The organism is Rhodococcus sp. T9N (genome assembly GCF_024436645.1).
Taxonomy (GTDB): domain Bacteria; phylum Actinomycetota; class Actinomycetes; order Mycobacteriales; family Mycobacteriaceae; genus Rhodococcus_F; species Rhodococcus_F qingshengii.
This window is the reverse complement of sequence record NZ_JAMSKS010000004.1, coordinates 60,437-83,964: the sequence shown is the minus strand read 5'-3', so window position 1 is coordinate 83,964 and position 23,528 is coordinate 60,437. Positions and strand designations below refer to the sequence as shown.

Annotated in this window: 21 protein-coding genes; 12 read left to right on the top strand and 9 right to left on the bottom strand. The window is 63.6% G+C overall.

Annotated features, from left to right (window positions below):
* Nucleotides 1–22: 22 nt before the first annotated feature.
* The 4 genes from M1L53_RS09095 to gluA form a co-directional block, all read right to left on the bottom strand.
* On the bottom strand, nt 23–919 hold the full coding sequence (locus M1L53_RS09095; RefSeq protein ID WP_054188531.1) for an amino acid ABC transporter permease: 897 nt from the start codon (nt 917–919) through the stop codon (nt 23–25).
* On the bottom strand, nt 916–1,596 hold the full coding sequence (locus tag M1L53_RS09090) for an amino acid ABC transporter permease (RefSeq protein WP_019748198.1): 681 nt from the start codon (nt 1,594–1,596) through the stop codon (nt 916–918). Before M1L53_RS09090 ends, M1L53_RS09095 begins: the two co-directional genes overlap by 4 nt.
* Before the next feature lie 99 nt (nt 1,597–1,695).
* A complete protein-coding gene (locus M1L53_RS09085) occupies nt 1,696–2,532 on the bottom strand; it encodes a glutamate ABC transporter substrate-binding protein (RefSeq protein ID WP_020907523.1) in 837 nt (278 codons plus the stop codon).
* Between the two features lie 126 nt (nt 2,533–2,658).
* Nucleotides 2,659–3,387, bottom strand: a complete 729-nt coding sequence (gene gluA / locus M1L53_RS09080; protein ID WP_007735175.1) for a glutamate ABC transporter ATP-binding protein GluA — start codon at nt 3,385–3,387, stop codon at nt 2,659–2,661.
* A 231-nt stretch (nt 3,388–3,618) separates the two neighbouring features.
* Here gluA and miaB point away from each other — a divergent pair, with 231 nt between their 5' ends.
* Together miaB and M1L53_RS09070 are read left to right on the top strand one after the other, a co-directional pair.
* Nucleotides 3,619–5,166 carry a tRNA (N6-isopentenyl adenosine(37)-C2)-methylthiotransferase MiaB gene (miaB, locus tag M1L53_RS09075; RefSeq protein ID WP_047271495.1) on the top strand — a complete coding sequence of 516 codons (1,548 nt, stop codon included), beginning with the start codon at nt 3,619–3,621 and terminating at the stop codon, nt 5,164–5,166.
* Nucleotides 5,163–5,753, top strand: a complete 591-nt coding sequence (locus M1L53_RS09070; RefSeq protein WP_003942155.1) for a hypothetical protein — start codon at nt 5,163–5,165, stop codon at nt 5,751–5,753. The genes miaB and M1L53_RS09070 overlap by 4 nt, the downstream gene beginning before the upstream one ends.
* A 94-nt stretch (nt 5,754–5,847) precedes the next feature.
* Here M1L53_RS09070 and M1L53_RS09065 read toward each other — a convergent pair whose 3' ends face one another.
* On the bottom strand, nt 5,848–7,233 hold the full coding sequence (locus tag M1L53_RS09065) for a DUF349 domain-containing protein (RefSeq protein WP_003942193.1): 1,386 nt from the start codon (nt 7,231–7,233) through the stop codon (nt 5,848–5,850).
* Nucleotides 7,234–7,372: 139 nt separating this feature from the next.
* Between M1L53_RS09065 and M1L53_RS09060 the strand changes: the two genes are divergently transcribed.
* The 7 genes from M1L53_RS09060 to M1L53_RS09030 all read left to right on the top strand — a co-directional run bounded on the left by M1L53_RS09060 (nt 7,373) and on the right by M1L53_RS09030 (nt 14,647).
* A complete protein-coding gene (locus M1L53_RS09060) occupies nt 7,373–8,134 on the top strand; it encodes a class III extradiol dioxygenase subunit B-like domain-containing protein (RefSeq protein ID WP_054188530.1) in 762 nt (253 codons plus the stop codon).
* Nucleotides 8,122–9,057, top strand: coding sequence for a tRNA (adenosine(37)-N6)-dimethylallyltransferase MiaA (miaA, locus tag M1L53_RS09055; protein WP_007735177.1), 936 nt, complete (start codon nt 8,122–8,124; stop codon nt 9,055–9,057). The genes M1L53_RS09060 and miaA overlap by 13 nt, the downstream gene beginning before the upstream one ends.
* Before the next feature lie 84 nt (nt 9,058–9,141).
* Complete coding sequence (locus M1L53_RS09050; RefSeq protein WP_054188529.1) at nt 9,142–9,813, top strand: class F sortase; 672 nt, start codon at nt 9,142–9,144, stop codon at nt 9,811–9,813.
* A gap of 32 nt (nt 9,814–9,845) precedes the next feature.
* On the top strand, nt 9,846–10,715 hold the full coding sequence (gene dapF, locus M1L53_RS09045; RefSeq protein WP_054188586.1) for a diaminopimelate epimerase: 870 nt from the start codon (nt 9,846–9,848) through the stop codon (nt 10,713–10,715).
* Nucleotides 10,716–10,790: 75 nt separating this feature from the next.
* Complete coding sequence (gene hflX / locus M1L53_RS09040) at nt 10,791–12,266, top strand: GTPase HflX (RefSeq protein ID WP_003942213.1); 1,476 nt, start codon at nt 10,791–10,793, stop codon at nt 12,264–12,266.
* Between the two features lie 10 nt (nt 12,267–12,276).
* Nucleotides 12,277–13,266, top strand: coding sequence for a hypothetical protein (locus M1L53_RS09035; RefSeq protein ID WP_232319096.1), 990 nt, complete (start codon nt 12,277–12,279; stop codon nt 13,264–13,266).
* Nucleotides 13,267–13,321: 55 nt separating this feature from the next.
* Nucleotides 13,322–14,647, top strand: coding sequence for an esterase family protein (locus M1L53_RS09030; RefSeq protein WP_030535547.1), 1,326 nt, complete (start codon nt 13,322–13,324; stop codon nt 14,645–14,647).
* Between the two features lie 39 nt (nt 14,648–14,686).
* On the opposite strand, the gene M1L53_RS09025 is transcribed toward M1L53_RS09030, so the two are convergent.
* The 4 genes from M1L53_RS09025 to M1L53_RS09010 all read right to left on the bottom strand — a co-directional run bounded on the left by M1L53_RS09025 (nt 14,687) and on the right by M1L53_RS09010 (nt 18,889).
* Nucleotides 14,687–14,944 carry an HPr family phosphocarrier protein gene (locus M1L53_RS09025; protein WP_003942144.1) on the bottom strand — a complete coding sequence of 86 codons (258 nt, stop codon included), beginning with the start codon at nt 14,942–14,944 and terminating at the stop codon, nt 14,687–14,689.
* 97 nt (nt 14,945–15,041) lie between these two features.
* Nucleotides 15,042–17,111 carry a fructose-specific PTS transporter subunit EIIC gene (locus M1L53_RS09020; protein ID WP_054188527.1) on the bottom strand — a complete coding sequence of 690 codons (2,070 nt, stop codon included), beginning with the start codon at nt 17,109–17,111 and terminating at the stop codon, nt 15,042–15,044.
* An 18-nt stretch (nt 17,112–17,129) separates the two neighbouring features.
* Nucleotides 17,130–18,125 carry a 1-phosphofructokinase family hexose kinase gene (locus M1L53_RS09015; RefSeq protein ID WP_054188526.1) on the bottom strand — a complete coding sequence of 332 codons (996 nt, stop codon included), beginning with the start codon at nt 18,123–18,125 and terminating at the stop codon, nt 17,130–17,132.
* On the bottom strand, nt 18,122–18,889 hold the full coding sequence (locus M1L53_RS09010; protein WP_003942134.1) for a DeoR/GlpR family DNA-binding transcription regulator: 768 nt from the start codon (nt 18,887–18,889) through the stop codon (nt 18,122–18,124). Before M1L53_RS09010 ends, M1L53_RS09015 begins: the two co-directional genes overlap by 4 nt.
* 191 nt (nt 18,890–19,080) lie before the next feature.
* Between M1L53_RS09010 and M1L53_RS09005 the strand changes: the two genes are divergently transcribed.
* The 3 genes from M1L53_RS09005 to M1L53_RS08995 all read left to right on the top strand — a co-directional run bounded on the left by M1L53_RS09005 (nt 19,081) and on the right by M1L53_RS08995 (nt 23,442).
* Nucleotides 19,081–20,754: a putative PEP-binding protein gene (locus tag M1L53_RS09005; RefSeq protein ID WP_054188525.1), complete on the top strand. Its 1,674-nt coding sequence runs from the start codon at nt 19,081–19,083 to the stop codon at nt 20,752–20,754.
* 75 nt (nt 20,755–20,829) lie between these two features.
* A complete protein-coding gene (locus M1L53_RS09000; RefSeq protein ID WP_020907537.1) occupies nt 20,830–22,110 on the top strand; it encodes a uracil-xanthine permease family protein in 1,281 nt (426 codons plus the stop codon).
* A gap of 189 nt (nt 22,111–22,299) precedes the next feature.
* Nucleotides 22,300–23,442: an acyl-CoA dehydrogenase family protein gene (locus M1L53_RS08995; protein ID WP_054188585.1), complete on the top strand. Its 1,143-nt coding sequence runs from the start codon at nt 22,300–22,302 to the stop codon at nt 23,440–23,442.
* Nucleotides 23,443–23,528 lie beyond the last annotated feature (86 nt).

Below are 23,528 nucleotides of genomic sequence, written 5' to 3'. Positions count from 1 at the left end.
TCGACTCACGGCTCCATCTGATTCACGGCTTGGTCAAGTCCATGCCCGGAACCGAAACGGCGGGGTCGGCGGACGGCGCCGCGATGGGGCCCTTGCCCTTTCGCTTTCCCGAACGCAGGCGCTTCTCCACCTTGGTTGCCAGGAAGGTCAGAGCCGAGTTGAGAGCGATCATGATCGCTGCGACCACGATGAGCGCCGGCAAGAAGTTTCCGTAGAAGGTGCCGAGCTGTTGGGCCTGACGCACCAACTCGACATACCCGATCAGGTAACCGAGGGCGGAGTCCTTCAGCGCCACGACCATCTGCGAGATCAGGGCCGGGAGCATGGCGGTAACCGCTTGGGGGAGCAGGATTGTCACCATGATCTGCGTCTTGCGCATGCCAAGTGCCTTGGCGGCCTCACTTTGCCCACGGGGGAGTGAGTTGATTCCGGCGCGGACGATCTCGGCGATCACGGAACCGTTGTACAGGGTCAAGCCCACCACGACTGCGGCGAGTGCGAGGTACTTCGACTTGAAGACTTCGTATTCGGCAAACACCTGATACGAGAAGATCATCAGAATCAGCACCGGTACCGCGCGGAACAATTCGACGATGACGCCGCAGATCTTCCGAATGATGTTGTGCTCGGAGAGTCGACCGATACCCAGGGCAGAACCGAGGATGAGCGCGAAGACGATGGACATCGCAGCCGCGATCAACGTCCCTCGGATACCGGGTATCAGATACGTTGTCCACGAGGTGGATTCGAGGAACGGATCCCACTTCGCTGCTGTCAGCTGGCCCTTTTCGTCGAGCGCGCGGTAGACGACGTACCCGATTGCCACCATGAGTGCGGCGACGACAAGGGACGCGAATCGGTAGAGATTTCGCGCTCTCGGACCGGGCGCGTCGTAGAGAACTGTTGCGCGGTTGCTCATCGTGAAACCTCGAATCGCTTGCTCAGCTTGCCGAAGATCAAGCCCATGGGAAGTGTCAGGATCACGAAACCGACAGCGAAGATTCCACCGACGACGAAGATCGCGGCTTCGTTCTCGATCATCTTCTTCATCAGCGCTGACGCTTCGGAAACGCCGATCACCGCGGCGATGGTCGAGTTCTTGGTCAGTGCGATCAGCACGCTACCCAGCGGTGCTGTGACCGCGCGAAAAGCCTGAGGCAAGACGATCAGCCGAAGATTTTGTGCAAACGACAGACCGAGTGATCGGCCCGCTTCGGCCTGGCCGACCGGAACGGTATTGATTCCCGATCGAAGTGACTCACACACGAACGCGGCGGTGTAGACACTGAGGCCGAGTACGGCGAGTCGGAAGTTGTTGTCTGTCAAGAACGTCGGTGAGTCCGACTTGGCGAGGTTGACTCCGAGCGTCTGCGAAAGACCGAACAGGCAGAACAGCAGAATCAGTGTCAGGGGGGTGTTTCGGAACACGGTCACGTACGCGGTACCCAGGAATCGGGCGACCGGGACCGGTGACACGCGCATTGCCGCAATCAGGACACCGATGATGACGGCGCCGATCGCGGAGAAGAACGTCAGCTGGATCGTGGTCCAGAAGGCTTCCAGAATCTGGTCGCCGTACTTGCTCAGAAGGTTCACTTGCCGTCTCCCCAGATCACGGGATCTCCGTTGGTGGCGTCACGCGCTGCGGCTCCCGAAGTGGGGAGCCGCAGCGAGATTGACGGTGAAAAAAGCAGGTCAGTAACGATCAACGGTGGGCGGTGCCGGGATGGGGTAGCCCGAAGCGCCAACGGTGTTGTTGAAGGCTTCTTCCCATGCGCCGGTGGAGATCATCTTCTCGATGGCGTCGTTGATCTTGCCGCGACCCTCGGAATCGTCCTTGGCCAGGCCGACGCCGTACTTTTCGGTCGTGAACGGTTCTCCGACTACCTTCAGCTCGCCCGGGTACTGGGCAGCGTAGCCGGCGAGGATGATGTCGTCGGTGGTGACAGCGTCGACAGCGCCGTTACGCAGAGCCTCGACACAAGCGGAGTACGTGTCGAGCGGCTGGAGCTGGACATCCTTGGCGTAGTTGTCCTGGATGTTCTGCGCCGGAGTCGAACCCGACACCGAGCAGAGCTTCTTGCCGCCGGTCAGGGAATCGGGGCCGGTGATGTCGGTGTTGTCGGAGCGAACGAGCAGCGACTGGCCTGCGATGAAGTACGGGCCGCCGAAGCTGACCTTTTCCTTGCGCGTGTCGGTGATCGAGTATGTCGCGACGATGTAGTCGACCTCGCCGTTCTGGATCAGGGTCTCGCGCTGGGCTGACGGAGATTCCTTGAAGGTGATGCCTTCGGGCTTTACGCCCAGTTCGTTTGCGATGTAACGGGCTACCTCGACGTCGAAGCCGGAGAAGGTGCCGTCAGGGTTGCGCTGACCGAGGCCGGGCTGATCGAACTTGATGCCGACGGTGAGAGTGCCGTCGGAAGCGCTCTCGGTGATCGACTTGTTCTCCTCGCCGCCGCCACAGGCCGTGGCAGCGAACGCGATGGCCATGATTCCGATTCCGAAACGGACGGAACGATTGATCTTCATGAAGATCCTCTCAGTTGTCGACACACGAACAGTGCAGTCGAGATGAACGGTGCAGCCGAGGTGAACGGTGCAGTCGAGCAAGTTGTCTTGTGGACGAGGACAGGACTGTCGGAGGGGAGACTGTAATCAGTGCGTGAGGATCTTGCCGAGGAAGTCCTTGGCCCGATCCGACTTGGGATGGGTGAAGAACTCTTCGGGCGTGGTGTCTTCGACGACCTGGCCGTCAGCCATGAACAGCACACGATCGCCGGCTTTGCGGGCGAATCCCATCTCGTGCGTGACCACGAGCATGGTCATGCCTTCCTTGGCGAGGGAAGTCATGACGTCGAGGACCTCGTTGACCATCTCGGGATCGAGAGCGGAGGTGGGCTCGTCGAACAACATCACCTTCGGCTGCATCGCAAGAGCGCGAGCAATCGCGACACGCTGTTGCTGACCGCCGGAAAGCTGCGCCGGGTACTTGTCGGCCTGATTGGCGATACCGACGCGCTCGAGCAATGCCTGCGCCGTCTTCTTGGCTTCGTCCTTCTTCGCCTTGCGGACCTTCATCGGTGCGAGCATGACGTTCTCGAGGATCGTCTTGTGTGCGAACAGGTTGAAGGACTGAAAGACCATCCCGACGTCGGCACGAAGTGCGGCAAGTGCTTTGCCCTCCTCGGGGAGCGTCTTGCCGTCGACGGCGATGGTGCCCGAGTCGATGGGTTCCAGGCGATTGATGGTGCGGCACAGAGTCGACTTACCGGAGCCCGACGGACCAAGGACGATCACCACTTGGCCCTTGGGTACTTCGAGATTGACCTCTTGCAGGACGTGAAGTTCCCCGAAGTGTTTGTTCACCGAGGTCATCGAAATCATGGATGTGGAATCGCCGGAGGTGGTCGGCGTCGTCGCATCGTCGGCTTGGGTCATAAACGAGAACCTTAGGCGTAGTTTGCGTCGACGCCCGTGATTTCGCCATGGTTCTTGCCATATGTAATGGAAATTTTACTGTGACGACGTTTATGTCGCGTTTCGGCTGTTTATCAGGGCGTTATTACACGTCGTAGTGGACGTGAGCTAGGCTGAAGCGTGTCACTGATCGACGAAATGTCCCCTGCACTTCCGGAGCCGACTGCAGTTCCGGAGCCGACTGCGAAGTCTGTTCGCACCTACGAGGTGCGGACGTACGGCTGTCAGATGAACGTCCACGATTCCGAGCGACTGTCCGGTCTGCTCGAGGACGCCGGGTATTCGAAGGCGGAGACCGGAACCGATCCTGATCTTGTCGTCTTCAACACGTGTGCGGTCCGCGAGAACGCGGACAACAAGTTGTACGGCAACCTCAGCCAGCTCGCCCCGAACAAGGAGGCGAACCCCGACATGCAGATCGCGGTCGGCGGGTGCCTGGCGCAGAAGGATCGTGACACCGTCGTCAAGAAGGCGCCGTTCGTCGATGTCGTCTTCGGCACTCACAACATCGGCTCGCTGCCCGCGCTGCTCGATCGTGCGCGTCACAATCAGCGCGCCGAGGTCGAAATCCTCGACGCACTCGAGGCGTTTCCGTCGACACTGCCAGCCAAGCGCGAATCTGCTTATGCAGGTTGGGTTTCCATCTCGGTGGGCTGCAACAACACGTGTACGTTCTGCATCGTTCCGGCCCTGCGTGGCAAGGAAGTGGATCGACGTCCCGGCGACATTCTGGCCGAGGTGCAGGCACTCGTCGACGAGGGTGTCTCGGAAGTAACCCTGCTCGGACAGAACGTCAATGCCTACGGCGTGTCGTTCGCCGATCCGGAACAACCGCGCGATCGCGGAGCCTTCGCCTCCCTCTTGAAGGCATGTGGACACATCGACGGCCTCGAACGGGTGAGGTTCACATCGCCGCACCCGGCAGAATTCACTGACGACGTCATCGAAGCGATGGCAACCACTCCCAACGTCTGCCCGCAGCTGCACATGCCGTTGCAGTCCGGTTCGGACAAGGTTCTCAAAGCGATGAAGCGCTCGTACCGCAAGTCGAAGTACCTCGGGATCATCGAGAAGGTGCGCGCCGCAATGCCGCACGCCGCCATCACCACGGACATCATCGTCGGGTTCCCGGGGGAGACGGAGGAGGATTTCGAGGAGACGCTGGACGTCGTGCGTAAGGCGCGATTCTCCAACGCCTACACCTTCCAGTACTCCAAGCGCCCGGGCACGCCGGCGGCGGAGATGGCCGATCAGCTTCCCAAAGAGGTTGTCCAGGAACGCTACATGCGATTGCTCGCCGTTCAGGAAGAAGTGAACATCGAGGAGAATCGCAAGCTCGTCGGCACCGAGGTCGAACTCTTGGTGGCAGCGGGGGAGGGTCGGAAGAACGCGGCGACTCAACGTCTCAGTGGTCGCGCGCGAGACGGTCGCCTGGTGCATTTCCGCCCCGAGGGAAACCTCGACGGCACAATCCGACCCGGTGACGTGGTGACGGTCGTCGTCACCCACGGAGCCCCTCATCACCTCGTGGCAGATGACGGAGTGCTCACGCACCGTCGGACCCGCGCCGGTGATTCGTTCGAAAAGGGCATCACACCCAAGACCCCGCCCATCGGCGTAGGTCTCGGACTACCGAAGATCGGTGCCCCGGCCCCACAACCCGTTCAGATGGGATGCAACGCATGACCTCGCAACACGAGAACACGACACCACAGCCGGGCGACGACGCCTTCGAGGGCTACCGCAAGGATCTCGACGACGCGGAACGCAAGGTCGCGGGAGAAATCGATCCGGGTGTGCGCGCCATGGTTGTCGCGGTTGCGGTGCTCGTGCTGGTCGGCACCCTTGCCCTGCCCCATGCGGGAGTTGCGAACGGCTGGGATGTGCTCGCGTACAACCAGGACGCGGAAACCGAACGGATTGCACTGTTCTCACGCTTGTTCGTGTGGTTCGTCGTCATCTTCGGCATCGGATTCTCGATGCTCGCGCTGGTCACGCGGCGTTGGAGTCTGGCCTGGGTCGCACTCGCCGGCAGTGCCGTGGCGAGCGCTCTCGGCATGATGGCCGTCTGGTCGCGTCAGACCATTCCCGCCGGTTTCAATGTGGCAGGACCGTCGATCGGGCTGATCATCGGATGGTTTGCCGTCGTGTTCTTGACGTTCCATTGGCTCAAGGTGGTCTGGACACGAACCAACATTCAGCTCGCTGCCGAGGAGCAACGCCGGATCGCTGCGGCCGAAGCCGAGAAGCATCAGGAATGGAACGTCGGCTGACACAGCAGGCCGTCCGTCCAAAGCACAAGACAACGCCGGCTGACTCCTTTCGGAGTCAGCCGGCGTTTTTGTTGTCTTTACAGCTCGTCGTCGATTACTCGTTGACGGCGCTTTCGGCAGCTTCGGCCCACTCACGCCACTGCTTGGCCTGAGCGAGAGCCTTCTCGGCGTCCTTCGTCTTGCCGGCAGCCTGAGCCTTGGCGGCCTGCTCCTCGAACTGGCTCACCCGCTCCTTGAACTGCGCGACCCGGGCAAGTGCTTCCGGATCGGTGCGACGCCACTCGGCGTCGACCGCGTCGCGCACCTTGGTTTCGATGGCCCGGAGCTTCGCTTCGAGTTCCTGCATTCGGTCGCGCGGCACCTTGCCGATCGCGTCCCACTTCTCCTGCAGGTCGCGAAGCGCTGCACGAGCATTCTCGAGTCCGTGCGCCGGGTCGATGTTCGCGTTCGCAGCGAGCAGCTCTTCCTTCGCGACTGCGTTCTGCTCGAATTCGGCGTCGCGCTCGGATGCAGCAGCGTTGCGCGCGGCGAAGAACACGTCCTGAGCGCCCTTGAAGCGCTTCCACAGGTTGTCGTCGGCCTCGCGCGGTGCGCGGCCGGCAGCCTTCCACTCGCTGAGCAGATCGCGGAATTCCCCGGCGGTCTGTCCCCATTCAGTGGAGGTCGACAGCTTCTCGGCGCGCTCGACCAGTTCTTCCTTCGTCGAACGGGCGCTCGCACGATCCCGGTCGAGTTCGGCGAAGTGCGCTCCACGTCGTCGGTTGAAGGACTCGCGAGCCTTGGAGTACCGCTTCCACAGCGCGTCGTCGACCTTGCGGTCGATTCCGCGAATCGTCTTCCACTCGTCGAGAATCTCGCGCAGTCGATCACCCGCGGTCTTCCACTGGGTCGACTCCGAGCCGATCTGCTCGGCCTCGACTGCGAGGGCCTCCTTGCGGGCGGTGCTTGCCGCGCGCGACTGTTCCTTCTCTTCCTTCGCGTGCGCTGCGGCCTCGTCGGAACCGGCAACGATCACGTCGAGTCGGCGAGCCAAAGCGTCGAGGTCACCGATCACTGCAGCGGTCGAGAGGGATTCGGACAGAGCGATGGCGGCAGCCTTGGTCTTCTTGGCGTCTCCGGCGCCCGACGTCAGTCGCGCCTCGAGTAGCGAGACCTCGGTCGCGAGGTCGTCGTAGCGACGACCGAAATGGGCGAGGCCCTCGGTGGCGTCGCCGGCCTGCCACGAACCGATCTGACGTTCACCGTCAGCGGTCTTCACCCAGGCGGTTCCGTCTTCCTCGACGCGTCCGAACTTGCTCGGGTCGCTGGCCGGTGCGGCGGTGACGGCATGCGAGGCTGCTGGTCCGGGGCGAGGTGCTCCGGGGCGGGGCGCACCGGGGCGTGGTCCACCAGGTTTGGGAGCGCCGGGTTTGGGTGCTGCCGGGCTCGGGCTGGCCGAACTGCTGTCGGCGCCGGTGGTGGGTTCACTGTTCTCGGTCATCGGTCCTCGTCTCTGCCGCGCGTCACGGCTGCCTGATCGCATTCCTGGTTCCATTGAACCCGGTACTCACGTTCTCCGACTATTGAATCAGGTAAGAGGGTGTGAGGTCGCCACCTCGGGGTCGACTAGCGTGGCAACTGTGTTGACTTCCGCTGTTCTCGTCCCCTCGGCGCCGTTACTCGTGCCGGAATTGTCCGGTGATTCGGCCGAGTCCGCTCAGGTGCGTGCTGCAGCGACAACCGCCGTGAGCCGGCTCGCTCACGAGGCGGTGCACTGGGTGGGCGTCGGTGTCGGCCCCGAGAATGCAGAACCCGAGAAAGCAGCAGGCGAACTCTGGCGATCGGGCGTCGGACGTGGGCAGATCGGTACGTTCGCTGGATTCGGCGCCGATGTCCGGACGTCACTGGACGCGGATGCGGCAGGCGAACCGGTGCCATCTCTCGAACTGTGCGCCCTTGTTGCCGGCTGGTTGCGTGGCCGAACAGACGTGGAGATAACCGTCGACATGCACGTCGTCAGTGCAAAGGCGTCGGCGAATGAATGTCGTGAATTCGGGCAGCAGCTGCGCAAGCAACTCGACAGCGACAACCGACCGCAAGGGCTTCTGATCGTTGCTGACGGTGCGTCCACGCTGACGGCAAAGGCGCCAGGAAGCTTCGACGAGCGCGCCGCGGGTGTGCAGTCGGCCATCGACGACGCCCTGACGGCCGGGGACCCGGAGGCGCTGCTTGCTCTCGATCCGCGGCTCTGCCGCAGTGTCGGAGCCCAGGGGCGCGCGGCGTGGCAGGTCCTGGCCGGTGTCTTTACGTGCTCGTCTCGGTCGGCCCATCCTCGCGCGACGGTCGACTACAGCGATGCGCCGTTCGGCGTCGGTTACCACGTCGGGACGTGGCGGCCGTGAACGTCCCTGAAGAACTTCGCCCGATCGCAGTTGTCGGTCCGACAGCGTCGGGAAAGTCCGATCTCGCGTTGGCACTGGCCGAGGAATTCGGCGGTGAAATCATCAACATCGACGCGATGCAGCTCTATCGCGGCATGGATATCGGGACCGCCAAACTGACACCGGCCGAGCGCCGTGGGATTCCGCATCACCTGCTCGACGTTCTCGATGTGAAGGAGACCGCCACCGTCGCGCGTTATCAAAGCGACGCGATCGCGATCGCCGAGGATCTGATCGCGGCGGGCAAGGTTCCGGTGATCGTCGGCGGATCCATGATGTACGTCCAGTCTTTGCTCGACGAATGGTCCTTTCCGGCAACCGATCCCGAGGTTCGTGCGAAGTGGGAGGCGGTGCTCGCCGAAGGAGGGGTCGGTGCGGTGCATACGGCGCTTGTTGCTGCTGATCCGGTAGCAGCGGCGTCGATACTGCCGACGGACGGTCGGCGGATGGTTCGGGCGCTCGAGGTCGTCGAGCTGACAGGTCTGCCGTTCGCGGCCTCGGCGCCGCAGATCGGTGACCCTCGATGGGGAACCCGCATTCTCGGCGTGGATCGGGATACGGAAGAACTCGACGCCCGGATTCGGTTGCGAACAGAGCTGATGTTTTCAGACGGACTTGTCGACGAAGTTGCCGTGCTCGTCGAGCAAGGATTGCGTGATGGCGTCACCGCGCCGCGAGCCATCGGCTACGCACAGGTGCTCGCACATTTCGACGGTGAATACGATCTGGCCGAAGCACTCGAACGGACGTTCATCGGGACACGGCGCTATGTTCGCCGACAACGATCATGGTTCCGTCGTGACGCACGCGTGCACTGGCTCGACGGTGCCGATCCGGAGCTGCCCAACTCCGCCTTCGCGGCGCTCGCAGATCGCGGTCTGTAACACGATCGAGCGGATCAGCTATCTTACAGTTAGCTATTTCGCGATCGATCGGTTTCGCGAGCGATGAACTGGAGGTCAACGAGCATGGCGCAGACCGCGGCGCACGCGCATCCGAAACGTCGACGCGCGGGTCGGCTACCGCTGGTTCTTCTGCTCGTCGCATTTCTCACGGTCGGCGGGGTACTGATCTACTTTGCGGTGAGTGCGGCCGGGAAGCCCATCAGCGCACCTGTTCCCGAAGCGCCCTTCGATGTGGGAGCCCCAACCGATCCAGGGGCGACGTGGGCGCCTGCGCCAACGGATCTGCCGCCGAACACGCTCGCGATTCCCGATCTGGATGTGCGAGCCGACATCGTGACCAGTGGGTTCGGCGCCAACCGCGGAATGATCCTTCCGCATCCTGACAAGGTTTCGCATTTCACCAACGGCGTGCAGTTCGGATCTTCGGAGGGTACCAATCTTGTTGCCGGCCACGTCGACGACGGTGACCGCACGCACGGCGCCTTGTGGGGGCTGCACCAGATGAAGCCTGGAACACCGATCTATGTCAGTGACGACACCGGAACGATGTTCACCTATCACGCAGCGAGCCTGAAGTTGTACGAAAAGGTGGCTTTGCCTGCGGAGTTCTTCTCCGAATCCGGTGCGCCCAGGCTTGTCCTGGTGACCTGCGGCGGCGCAACCGTGCCCGACCCCTCGTTGCCGTCCGGCTTCACGTACGAACAGAACGTCGTGGTCACCGCGTCACCTGCGTAAGTCGCTCGGTAGGTCCGGATAGGATGGCGACCATGGATTTCAGTAAGGGCCACGGCACGCAGAACGACTTCGTTGTTCTCCCTGACCTCGACGTTCGGATCGATCTCGAGTCGGCGCGAGTTTCAGCGTTGTGTGATCGTCAGCGTGGCCTCGGCGCCGACGGCATCCTTCGTGTCGCCCGGGCAGGCGCACTTGCGGACGCGGGCGTGCTCGGTGCGCTGCCCGACGGCGTCGCTGCCGAAGACTGGTTCATGGACTACCGCAACAGCGACGGCTCCATTGCCGAGATGTGCGGAAACGGCGTTCGCGTATTCGCCCACTATCTCAAGGCCTCGGGCTTGGAGAGCAAGGACGAGTTCGTGGTCGGCAGCCGCGCCGGAGCGCGTCCGGTCGTGGTGCACGGCTACGACGCCACGCATGGTGACGTGACCGTGGCGATGGGCCCGATCAAGGACCTCGGCACCAGCTCGGCAACAATCGACGGCCGCGTCTTCGCCGGCGTCGGGATCGACGTCGGTAATCCGCATTTGGCGTGTGTCGACGAGCACGTGACGGCAGAAGTGTTGAGTGCGCTCGATTTGAGTGTTTCTCCGGGCTTCGATCCCGGGTTCTTCCCGCACGGGGTCAACATCGAGATCGTGACGCCGATCCACGACGGTGGGGTCCACATGCGCGTACACGAGCGTGGTGTGGGCGAGACTCGTTCCTGCGGAACCGGAACGGTCGCAGCGGCGGCCGCGGCGCTGAGGTACGACGGCCGCGATGAAGGCTCGGTACTGGTGCGCGTGCTCGGTGGCGAGGTGCAGGTCACCGTCGAAGGCGGCAAAGGGTCGTTGCGGGGGCCCTCGGTTCTGGTGGCGAACGGGACGATCAGCGATGCCTGGTGGCAATCGCTTGTGTGATATCGCCCGCGGGAAATACGCCTGCAGGAAATACGGATGCACCGTGGCCAGGTTTCGTGGGACCATGGATCTTGTATGACGAACACACATGAAAACGAAGAGTCCACCGCTCACGAGCAGTCCGAGTACGCGCAAGCCGAATACACGGCAGCGTCCGCATCGGGCAACCCGTCGACCGGTGAGATGCAACTCGCAGATCGCGGCGCCCTGCGCCGCGTGGCCGGTCTGTCGACCGAGCTCGAGGACGTCACCGAAGTCGAGTACCGCCAGCTTCGACTCGAAAGAGTTGTCCTGGTCGGCGTCTGGACGCAGGGAACTGCCGAGCAGGCCGAGGCGAGCATGACCGAGTTGGCCGCACTTGCCGAGACGGCCGGCTCCGAGGTCCTCGAAGGACTGGTTCAGCGTCGCGACAAACCTGACGCTGCCACCTACATCGGTTCCGGCAAGGCGCAGGAACTGCGCGAAGTTGTGCTGGCGACCGGTGCCGACACCGTCGTCTGCGACGGTGAGCTGACGCCGGCGCAGCTCACGGCGCTGGAGAAGATCGTCAAGGTCAAGGTCATCGACCGGACAGCTCTGATTCTCGACATCTTTGCTCAGCACGCCACTTCGCGTGAGGGTAAGGCGCAGGTCGCTTTTGCTCAGATGGAGTACATGCTCCCGCGTCTGCGTGGTTGGGGCGAGTCGATGTCGCGCCAGGCCGGTGGCCGTGCCGGCAGTAACGGCGGTGTGGGTCTGCGTGGTCCCGGTGAAACGAAAATCGAGACGGACCGCCGTCGTATTCGTGAGCGCATGGCAAAACTACGCCGCGAGATCAAGGGCATGAAGGCCGCTCGCGACACCAAGCGCACACGTCGACTGCAGAGCGACATCCCGTCGATCGCCATCGTCGGATACACCAACGCGGGCAAGTCGAGTCTGCTCAATTCGCTCACCGGATCGGGTGTGCTCGTGGAGAACGCGTTGTTCGCCACCTTGGACCCGACCACTCGCCGCGCAGCACTCGACGACGGCCGCGAGTACGTACTCACCGACACGGTCGGCTTCGTGCGACACCTGCCGACTCAGTTGGTCGAGGCATTCCGCTCGACTCTCGAGGAAGTAACCGACGCGGATCTGCTGCTGCACGTCGTCGACGGTTCGGATCCGTTGCCGACAGAACAGATCAAGGCTGTGCGGGAAGTCGTCACCGATGTTCTGCGCGAGACGGATTCGAAGGCTCCGCCGGAGTTGATCGTGGTCAACAAGATCGACGCGGCAGATCCGGTTACGTTGACGCAACTGCGTGGTCTGTTGCCTGGTGCCGTGTTCGTCTCGGCGCGTACGGGTGAGGGAATCGCCGAACTACGAGCACATCTCAGCGAGGTGCTGGTTCGGCCGGAGGTCGAGGTCGACGTGCTGGTGCCGTACACGCGCGGTGACTTGATGGCTCGAATCCACTCGGACGGAACAATTTTGGAATCGACTCACGAAGAGGCCGGCACGCGGGTGCACGCACGCGTGCCACAGATGTTGGCCTCGGCATTGGTCGAGTACGCACCTAGTGCGTAGTTTCGGGGCCGTGGTCGCGGTGATTGCTGCGACTACGGCAACCGCACTGCTTCCCGGAGCGCTCGCACAGGCGTCGTCGTTCGAACCGAGCGAGTTCGCCCCACTCTGTACGCCTACCGATCCTGCGCTCCAGGAGTTGTCGGGGATGGTCGTCGTCGACGATCGGATCTACGCGATGGGCGACGGCGGCAGTGACGACTTCGTATTCGAAATGGACCTGAACTGTGTTGTCCAGAAACAGATTCCGGTCCCGATAGATCCTTACGACGTCGAAGATCTTGCGGTGAGTGGGCGAACGCTCGTTCTGTCGGACACCGGTGACAACCTCCGGACCCGCGAAACAGTGGCGTTCATCACGATGGACCTCGATTCCGGTGACGGTACGTTGCACCGCCTCACGTACCCGGACGGTGCGCACGACACCGAGTCGATACTGCTAGACCCCGACGGCCACGTTTTTGTCGTGACCAAGGAATTGTTCGGCGAAAGCAGTGTCTACACACCGATCGGGGATCAGAAACTGAGTGACTTGGCGCAGCCCGGCCCGACGCCGCTCGAGCGCGTCGGAGCCGTGTCCCTCGGACCGGAGAAGCCCGTGTCGGTGATGTTCACCGGGGGAGCGGTGTCGTCGGACGGTTCGGCGATCGCACTTCGGAGTTACTCCGACCTGTACCTGTACGAAGTCGTGGACGGCGGAATCGGCGCGACGCTCACCGGTACCGAACCGCTGCGGATCCCGCTCCCGAAGGAGCCTCAGGGTGAGGCGGTGGCATTCAACGATGCGGGCGATGTTCTGATCGGTTCGGAATCTGCCGGCGGAGCGTTGCCTCCGGTGTACGTGATGCGAGCGCTCGTGGACGCGACAGAAGCGACGGCTGACTCGTCTGCCGGTTCGGTCGGTGTCGGGGTCGATCCGTGGACATTCGTGTGGGCCGGGTTGGTCGCGGCAGGATGTGCGATCGGGGGCGCGGCATTCGTGAGATTTCGACGACGCCGCTGATTCCCGATAATTCCACGAATTCGCAGACCGACGGTAGATGTGGATACTGGAACGAATGCACGGGCATCAACTCCTGACGCGGCTCTCGCGTATGTCACTCGAGCACGGACACATCACCGCAGCGCTGCTCGTGGGTTCCGTCATCGTCGGCGTCGGCACGTTGCTTCTGCTTCGGTGGTTGCCGCGTCGGGCCGCGTTGGTCGCGCTAGGTCTGTCAGTGCTCGGATCAGCCACCGGTGCGACGTTCGTGTGGCTCAGCTTTCGGCCGCTGCCCGCGCAGCTACCGGTGTCGAATTTTGTCTGGATAGCGCTGGCGATGTTCGGAGTCATCGGCGCCGCACTCGTTCTCCTTCGGCGCCCAGGGCTTGCGCGTGGCCTTTCGGTGACGGCATTCGCCGGGCTGGCCGCGATCGTCGCAGTGGGTCAGGTCAACGCGCAGACCGGCACCTATCCCACACTCGGCTCACTGGTCGGGCACTGGCCGGTGGGCTCGGTCGAGAACGTTGCCTTCGATTCGCTCCCCGGGGCCGAACCTTGGGTTCAACGGGGACTGCCCACCGAAACTCATTGGCAGGTTCCGGTGCGGATGCCGAGCAACGGTGTCGTGACGGAAGCGGCGATTCCAGGAAACGTTTCGGGATTCGACGCGAGGCCTGCGACGCTGTATCTCCCGCCGGCCTATCTTGCCGATCCGCGTGCCGAGTTGCCCGTACTGGTGTTGGTGGCGGGTGAGCCCGGCAGCCCCAGCGACTGGCTGGACAGTGGCCGGCTCGCGACCACCGTCGACGCCTATGCGTCGAGGCATTCCGGGCTTGCTCCCGTCGTGGTGGTGCCCGACGCGTTGGGGGACTACGACGCCAACCCCGGCTGCATGGATTCTGCGCTCGGCAACGTCGCGACGTATCTGGACCAGGACGTCCCGAACTGGATCGAATCGAACCTTCAAGTGAATCCGGACGCTGCGCAATGGGCTATCGGTGGGTTCTCCTACGGCGGGACATGCGCGATCGAGATGGCCGTGAACTTCCCGGACCGATACCCGTCGTTCCTGGACTTCTCCGGCCAGGACGAACCGTCGACCGGTGATCACGAGGACACCGTGGCGGCCATGTTCGACGGTGACGAAAGCGCGTTCGACGCGGTCAACGCCCGAGACCTGATGGCGCAGAATCGGTATCCGCAGTTGTCGGGTGTATTTGTCGCGGGTGAGGACGACGACATCTACCGCCCTCAGCAGGAGATCATGTTCGAGGCTGCACGCGCCGCCGACATGAACGTGGACTACTACACCCTTCCCGGCGGGCACTCGGGTGATGTGTGGGGCACTGCTCTGGAACTCGAAATGGACTGGCTGGGCCGGACACTCGCACTGACTCCGTGAGAGTGTCCGGCCCGCTACACAGCACCGACTGACATCGGGTCAGGCGTCGAGATCAGCGGCTACCAGCTCGGCGACCTTGGCGAGTGCGTCGGCGTCGTCGGACTCGATGGTTACTTCGGTGTCCTTGGCGGCTCCGAGCGTCATGATCATCAGTGCCGAACCTGCATCCACGGGTTCGCCGTCGGCGACTGCGAGGGTGACCGTGGCGCCGGAGGCTCCGACTGCTTCGGCGATGAGAGCGGCGGGGCGGGCGTGGAGGCCGACTGCGGAACCGACGGCAACTGTCTTGCTGGGCATGGGATCTCCTCGTTGTAGAACTGTCGTTGCGGACGTTATGGGGTGTTCGGGCAGATCTGGTGACTCAGGTGGTGACTGCAGTGTTGCCTGCTGTCGATCATGCCGCAGCGGGCACGATTTCGGGGTCGAGTTCGGCATCGGACGGCCCCTTGCGGAAGAACTCCTTGGCTCCGACGACGGCGAGCGCAGCTACCACGGTTCCCGCGGCGAGCGAGACCAGGAACCAGCCGATTCCGCCGACTGCGAAGAAGACGAAGATCCCGCCGTGCGGGGCGCTGAGAGTGACGTCGAAAGCCATGATCAGCGCGCCGGTGACCGCGCCGCCCGCCATCATCGAGGGGATCACGCGAAGCGGGTCGGCAGCGGCGAACGGAATCGCGCCCTCGGAGATGAATGCCGAACCCAGCAACCAGGCAGCCTTTCCGTTCTCCCGTTCGGCTTCGCTGAAGAGCTTGGGACGCAGCACCGTCGAGGCAAGTGCCATGGCAAGCGGCGGAACCATACCGGCAGCCATGACAGCCGCCATGATGCGCAAAGTGGCCGGGTCGTTGACGTTGAGTCCGGCGACGGCGAAGGCGTAAGCCGCCTTGTTGACCGGTCCACCGAGGTCGAAGCACATCATCAGGCCGAGAATGATGCCGAGGAAGATGGCCGAGCTGCCGGACAGTCCGTTGAGCCAGTCGGTGAGACCGGAGGTGATCGCGGCGAGCGGACGCCCGAGGACGATGAACATCAGTGCTCCGACGACCAGCGTCGCGAACAGCGGAATGATCACCACCGGCATCAGGCCTCGCAGCCACTGCGGGACGGCGATCCGGCCGATGTAGAGCGCGACGACACCGGCGATGAGACCACCGACCAAGCCGCCGATGAAACCGGCACCGACGAACACGGCGACCGCGCCGGCTGTGAAGCCGGGAGCGATGCCAGGCCGGTCGGCGATGGCGAAGGCGATGTAGCCGGCCAACGCGGGCACCAGGAAGCTGAATGCCAACGAACCGATCTGGAACAGCACTGCGCCGAGATAGGTGGCCAGACCACCGTCGGGAAGGTTGGTGATCGAGTTGTTGAGAACGATGTCCTTGGCCGGACCGGAGATCTCGTATCCGCCGAGCAGGAAGCCGAGTGCGATCAGCAGACCGCCGGCCGCGACGAACGGGATCATGTAGCTGACACCGGTCAGGAGGACCTGACGGAGGTGGGTGCCGAACCCTACGGAACCGGCATCGGAATCCGCGGCCGCTGCGGCGGTGCCGTCAACGGTGGCGGCGGCGGGATTCTCGGAGGCGCGCAACGCTTCTGCGAGCATCTTGTCCGGCTCGTTGATTGCCCGCTTCACACCGGAAGCGACGACGGGCTTACCGGCGAATCGTTTGCGGCCCTTCACTCCGACGTCGGTGGCGAAGATGACCGCGGCGGCTCCCGCGATCACCGAAGGGTCAAGGGGGGTGCTTCCGCTCGAACCTTGGGTTTCGACGTGCACCTTGACGCCGGCGCGTTCACCCGCGGCGACGAGTGAGTCCGCCGCCATGTAGGTGTGAGCGATTCCGGTCGGGCAGGCGGTGACCGCGACGATGTGACGCTCCGCGGGCGCTGGTGCCGGGGTCTCCTCGGTAGCGCGTTTCCCGGTGGAAACAGGTGCCGGGGGTGTCGCTGCCGCAGCCTTTGCTGCAGGATCCTTCGGCGCGGGGTTGAGTACCTCGTCGACCAGTCTCACGATCTCGTCCGGCGTCGACGCTTCACGAAGTGACGTGACGAACGCGGGCCTGACGAGTGCTCGGGCCAAGGAGGAGAGCAGCTTCATGTGTTCGGCTCCGGCGCCTTCGGGTGCCGCGATCAGGAAGACCAGATCGGCGGGGCCGTCGGGTGCACCGAAGTCGACCTTCGGATCGAGTCGAGCAAACCCCAGGGACGCGGACGAGACAGCCTCGGCGCGGCAGTGGGGAATTGCGATTCCGCCGGGCAGTCCGGTCGCGGACTGCGCTTCGCGAGCGAGTGCGGCATCGACCAGTCCAGCGGCGTCGCTCGCCCGCCCCGCTGCAGTCAATCGCGCTGCGAGAGAACGAATGACATCTTCCTTGGTCGAACCCAGGTCGGTGTCGAGTGAGATCAGTTCGGGACTGATGATCTCCGGGCCGGAACTGCCGGCTGCGGTGGTATCGGACATGTCAGGTTCCTTAGGGCGTCAGGCGAGTTCGGTGGGGACGGGGATGGGAGAGGCGGCATCTGCTGCAGATACCGAAACCGCTGCCAGATCGATCTGTTCGGGTGTGGGAAGGGTTGTGCCGGGAAGGGAGGCAGCGGCGCTTCCGTAGGCGACCGCGTGACGTAGCCGCTCGGATTCCGAGCTGCCGCCCGCTTCGGCGAGGATGTAGCCGGCCAGCGACGAATCGCCTGCGCCGACGGTACTGACTGCGACAATCGGGGGAGCGGTGGCGATCCACGCGCCGTCGGACGTGACGAGGACGGCACCGGCTGCGCCGAGTGTGGCGAGCACACTGCCGACGCCGCGATCGACCAATCGCTGTGCCGCCGTGATTGCAGGCCCGGGATCACCGTTCTCGGCAGCACGTTCGAGGACGTGGCCGTCGACGCCGGTCAGTTGCGCGAGTTCCTCGCCGTTGGGTTTGAGCAGATCAGGTGCCGAGCCGGGGAAGCATTCGGCGAGTGCCGTCAGCGGGGCGTCCGAGGTGTCGACCGCCACCTTGCACGGGTGATCGCGCAGCGCGGCGACCAGTTCGCAGTACCACCCCAGCGGAACGCCGGGAGGCAGTGAGCCGGACAGCGCGAACCACAGTGCGGTATCGGCGCGGGCGATCAACTCCTGTGCCAGGGCGTCGAGTGTCGAACCGGACAGCGTTGCGCCCGGTTCGTTGATCTTCGTCGTGGTCCCGTCCGGTTCCGCGATGGTGATGTTGGTGCGAGCCGGACCCGTTGTGGCGACGCCGATGTGGGGAATCCCACCGGTTGCGAGCGCCGAGAGCAGAGGGTCACCACCGTTTCCCGGCAGCACCGCGAGCACGTCGAGGTCGGCTGCGGCGAGAACACGCGCCACGTTGACCCCCTTGCCGCCGGGGTCGCTGCGAGTGGAGTGGGCGCGTAGGACGGAGCCTCGTTCGAGCCGTTGCTCGAGTTGTACGGTCCGATCGATACTCGGGTTGGCTGTCAGTGTGACGATCATGCGATCACCACCTCGATTCCGTGGTCGTGGAACTCGGATGTGTCTGTGGGACTGATCTCTTCGTCGGTGATGAGGACGTCGATGCTGTCGAGTGGTGCGAAGCTGATCAAGTGCTCGCGGCCGACTTTGCTGGAATCGGCCACCACGACAACGTGATTGGCGGCCTTGACCATCGCTCGTTTGACGGCGGCCTCTTCGCTGTCCGGGGTGGAGAGTCCGTGCCCGACGCTGATCGCGTTGGTTCCGACGAAGGCGACGTCGACCCGCAACGTGCTCAGCAGGCGCAGAGCGTCCTCGCCGACCGCGGCTTGCGTCACCCCGCGTACTCGTCCGCCGAGCAGGATCAGGGAAATCGAGTTCATCGATGCCAGTCGTGCGCCGATCGGCACGGAATTGGTCACGGCCGTGAAGTCGTTCTCGGTCGGAAGTTCGGGGATCATGCGGCCCGTGGTCGTGCCCGCGTCGAAGATGACGCTGCCGCCGGTAGGAGGGAGATAGGTGACCGCGCAGCGGGCGATCCGGTCCTTCTGTTGCGCGCGGGTCTGATCGCGTTCCGCCATGCCCGGTTCGGTCACGTGGAGGGATCCGGTCGGAACGGCGCCGCCGTGTACACGCCTGATCTGTCCGATCCGCTCGAGGAAGGCCAGATCGCGACGCACGGTCTCGGTGGTCACACCGAAGGTCTCCGACAGCGCCGCCACGGACATGCGTCCGCGCTGCGACACCATGGTGCCGATCGCTTGTTGGCGTTCTTCCGCGTACACGTGCTCTCCGATTCCGAAATGTGATCCGACGGTGCGTTGTGGATCACAGTGAATGTTGCTTTATGTTGTTTTACGCCCGAGTGTGTTGACATGTCAAGACTTGGGAGTAATCTTCGTCACAACGAAGGTGAGGGCTTTACGCGCTCGAGGTGATCCGGTGTGACACCGGGCCCATCGCTCAAGGAGGACAGATGACCGAACAGCTCAACCGAATCACCGTGCACGGCACCCCCGTCGTGCCCGGAATTGCCTACGGCCCGGCTATCTGGCCGTCCAGCCGACCAGAACTCGTCACCGATGCGCCCGCACTCGACGAGGCCGATCGAGAGGCCGCTGCAGACGCCTTCGTCGCAGCAGCGAAGGCTGTCGAGAACCGCCTTCTCGGACGGGCTGCCGAAGCCACAGGCGCGGCCGCCGAGGTCTTGCAGGCCAACGCAGCGATGGCAGCCGATCGCGGCTGGATCGGGGCGGCAAAGAAGTCGATCGCCGGCGGAGTGCCCCCGGTGCAGGCTGCGATCGCGGCGACGGAGCAGTTCGTGGTGCTGTTCACCAAGGTCGGCGGTGTGATGGCCGAGCGCGTCACCGATCTCGAGGACATCCGCGACCGCGTGATCGCCGAACTCTCCGGATTGCCCGAACCCGGAGTTCCGATGCCCGAGACGCCGTCGGTGCTGTGCGCGGACGATCTGGCTCCTGCGGACACCGCGGGCCTCGATGCAACCAAGATCATCGGACTCGTGACCATCTTCGGCGGCCCGACCAGCCACACGGCAATCATCGCGAGGCAGTTGGGCATCCCGTGCATCGTGGCCGCGAAGGAACTGGAATCCATCGCGGCCGGAACACCGATTCTGATCGACGGAACCACCGGCGACGTGATCGCGGAGCCCGATCCCGAGCAGGCGCGCGAACTGGTCGAACAATCCCGGATCGATCGTGAACGCGTCAGCACGTGGACCGGACCAGGCCGGACGTCGGACGGCCGGCCGGTAGAAGTCCTCGCCAACGTTCAAGACGGCGCCGGCGCTCGGGCCGCGGCGCTGACCGCAGCGGGAGGCATCGGGCTCTTCCGGACCGAACTCTGCTTCCTCGGCCGTGAGACCGAACCGACCGTAGACGAGCAGGCGGCGATCTACGCCGAAGTTCTCGAGGCCTTCGCAGGCAAGAAGGTCATCATTCGCACGTTGGACGCGGGTTCGGACAAGCCGCTCAAATTCGCCAACCATCAAGAGGAAGCGAATCCGGCCCTCGGCGTTCGTGGGGTCCGAATCGCCTGGCAGGACATGGGAATTCTCGACCGCCAGCTCGACGCGATCGCGGCAGCCGCGGCGTCGACCAACTCGTCGCCGTGGGTCATGGCACCGATGATCGCCACCCCGGCCGAGGCGAAACGTTTTGCCGATGCGGTGCGGGCACGCGATCTTGTTCCCGGTGTGATGGTGGAGATCCCGGCGGCGGCGCTGTTGGCCGACCAGATTCTCGAACACGTCGAATTCCTCTCGATCGGTACCAACGACCTCGCTCAGTACACGATGGCCGCTGATCGGATGTCCTCCGAACTCGCCGACCTGACCGATCCGTGGCAGCCCGCGGTGCTCGCCCTTGTCGCACGTACGGCCCAGGCCGGTCAGGCGGCAGGCAAGCGCGTCGGCGTCTGCGGTGAGGCGGCCGCCGATCCACTGTTGGCGTGTGTTCTGGCCGGACTCGGAGTTTCCTCGCTGTCGTGCGCTGCGGCGTCGGTCGTGGGTGTGGGAGCGAAGGTCGGGTCCGTCACCATGGCGCAATGTGAGGCGGCTGCGGCGGCGGTGCTGGCAACCGGTGATCCGGTGGCAGCGCGCAAAGCGGCGGCCGACGCAATCAGCTGAACTGGTTTCGTTGGTCTCGGTCGGAGACCGAGCGCCTGACCTCTAGTATTTCGACCTGTGATCGAACGAGAAACAATGACCGGGGCCGGCGGAATCGGCTGGACTGTCCACGGAGACGGCAAGCGGATCGCCGACGGAGCCGTCGTGGCGCCGGACGAACGACTGAGTTGGCCGCGCACCATCGGAATCGGGATGCAACACGTCATCGCGATGTTCGGAGCGACACTGCTCGTTCCGACCATCACCGGCTTCCCCGTCACGACGACGCTGTTGTTCTCGGGTATCGGCACCGCGCTGTTCCTGCTCATCACCCGGGGCCGGATCCCGAGCTATCTCGGTTCGTCCTTCGCGTTCATCGCCCCGCTGACAGCGTCGGCAGGATCGGGCCCGGCCGCGCAGCTCGGTGCCGTCATGGCCGTCGGCATCGTGTTGATGTTGATCGGCGTCGCCGTACGTCTGATCGGCAGCCGGGTCATCGACGCCGTCATGCCGCCGGTAGTGACAGGCGCCGTCGTCGCGCTGATCGGTCTCAACCTCGCTCCGACGGCGGTCGGTTCCTTCGAATCGCAGCCGCTGATCGCCACGGTCACGCTCGTTTCGATCCTGCTGGTCACGGTCGTCGGTCCCGGGCTGCTCGGCCGGTTGGGCATTCTGGTCGGCGTCGTGATCGGCTGGGTCTTCGCCGCGGTCATCGGTGGTCTCGACAGTGAACGAGTGTCCGCTCTGCGCGAAGCCGACTGGTTCGGGCTGCCGAGTCTGCACGGACCGTCGTTCGACTGGTCGGTGATCGTGCTCGCGCTGCCCGTGGTGATCGTTCTGGTCGCCGAGAACGTCGGACATGTCAAAGCGGTGTCCGCCATGACGGGTAAGTCCCTCGATGACCTGGCCGGAAATGCGCTGTTTGCAGACGGTCTCGCCACGACCTTGGCGGGCGCCGGCGGCGGATCCGGAACCACCACGTATGCCGAGAACATCGGTGTCATGGCAGCGACGCGTGTGTACTCGACCGCGGCGTACTGGGTAGCGGCCGCCACCGCCGTGATCCTGGCATTTTCGCCCAAATTCGGTGCACTGGTCTTCACGGTTCCGAACGGCGTCATCGGCGGTGCGACGATGGTTCTCTACGGACTCATCGGCATTCTCGGTGTGCGCATCTGGATGGAAGCGAAGGTGGACTTCACCGATCCGGTCAACCTGACCGTCGCCGCTGCCGCACTGGTTGCCGGCATCGGGAACCTGACGCTGACCATTGGTTCGGTCGAGCTGGGCGGCATCGCTTGGGGGTCGATCGGCATCCTCGTCGCCTACCCGATCATGCGATACCTCGCCAAATTCCGTACTTCGAGTAACAGATAACCGCTACAGTCACGAATCGTGATCGTTCGGGTCATCGACGGGTATCGCAACAGGTTCTACCGTCGGAGGCAGTGACGTGGGCCCGCGAACTTCGGCGTGCCCAGTCTCAGCGAAAATATCCCGACCGGGTACATCGTCCCCACCGGGTACATCACTGAAGTGCCGTATATCGAATTGCAAGGAGTCGGCGTGGAGCGCACCCTGTTCGAACCGGAACATGAACTCTTCCGGGAGTCGTACCAGAAGTTCTTGGCACAGCACGTGGCACCGAACCACGAGAAGTGGGAAGAGCAGAACATCGTCGATCGTGACGTCTGGGTCGAGGCCGGAAAGCAGGGATTCCTGGGAACCGCGGTACCTGAGGAATTCGGCGGCGGCGGTGTCAAGGATTTCCGCTACAACGCGATCATCACCGAGGAAACCACCAAGGGTGGCTTCAGTGGTATCGGCTTCACGCTGCACAACGACGTGGTGGCGCCGTACCTCCTGGAGTTGACCAACCAGGAGCAGAAGCAGCGTTGGCTACCCGGATTCGCGTCGGGTGAGCTGATCTCGGCGATCGCGATGACCGAACCGGGTACCGGTAGCGACCTGCAGGGCATCAAGACGAAAGCAGTTCGCGACGGGGACCACTGGGTACTCAACGGTTCGAAGACCTTCATCACCAACGGAATCAACGCCGACATCATCATCGTTGTCGCGTGCACCGACCCGGACAAGGGTGCTCAGGGCTTCAGCCTCCTCGTGGTCGAGCGGGACATGCCCGGCTTCGAGCGGGGACGCAATCTCGACAAGATCGGCATGAAGGCTCAGGACACCGCCGAACTCAGCTTCACCGACGTACGCGTTCCCGCTGCCAACCTGCTGGGCGAAGAGGGAATGGGCTTCTTCTACTTGATGAAGAACCTTCCCCAGGAACGACTCTCGATCGCCGTCGTTGCTGCCGCCGCAATGGAATCGGTTCTCGAGAGCACGATCCAGTACTGCCGTGACCGCAAGGCATTCGGCAAGTCGATCGGCAGCTTCCAGAACACCCGATTCGTACTGGCCGAATTGGCAACGGAGACCACGGCAGTGCGCATCCTGGTGGACAAGTTCATCGAGCAGCTCAATGCCGAGAAGCTGACCGTGCAGGAAGCTGCGATGGCGAAGTGGTGGACCACCGAAGCTCAGGTCAAGCTCATCGACCGCTGCCTCCAGCTGCACGGAGGCTACGGCTACATGAAGGAATACCCGGTTGCCAAGGCGTACATGGACTCTCGTGTGCAGACCATCTACGGGGGCACAACCGAAATCATGAAGGAGATCATCGGACGTTCGCTGAATCTCTGATTCGGGTGATGGACCGCTGATCGTCACGAAAAGACTCTGGGCCCCGGCTGATGCCGGGGCCCAGAGTTTTGTGATCGAGGGTGCGA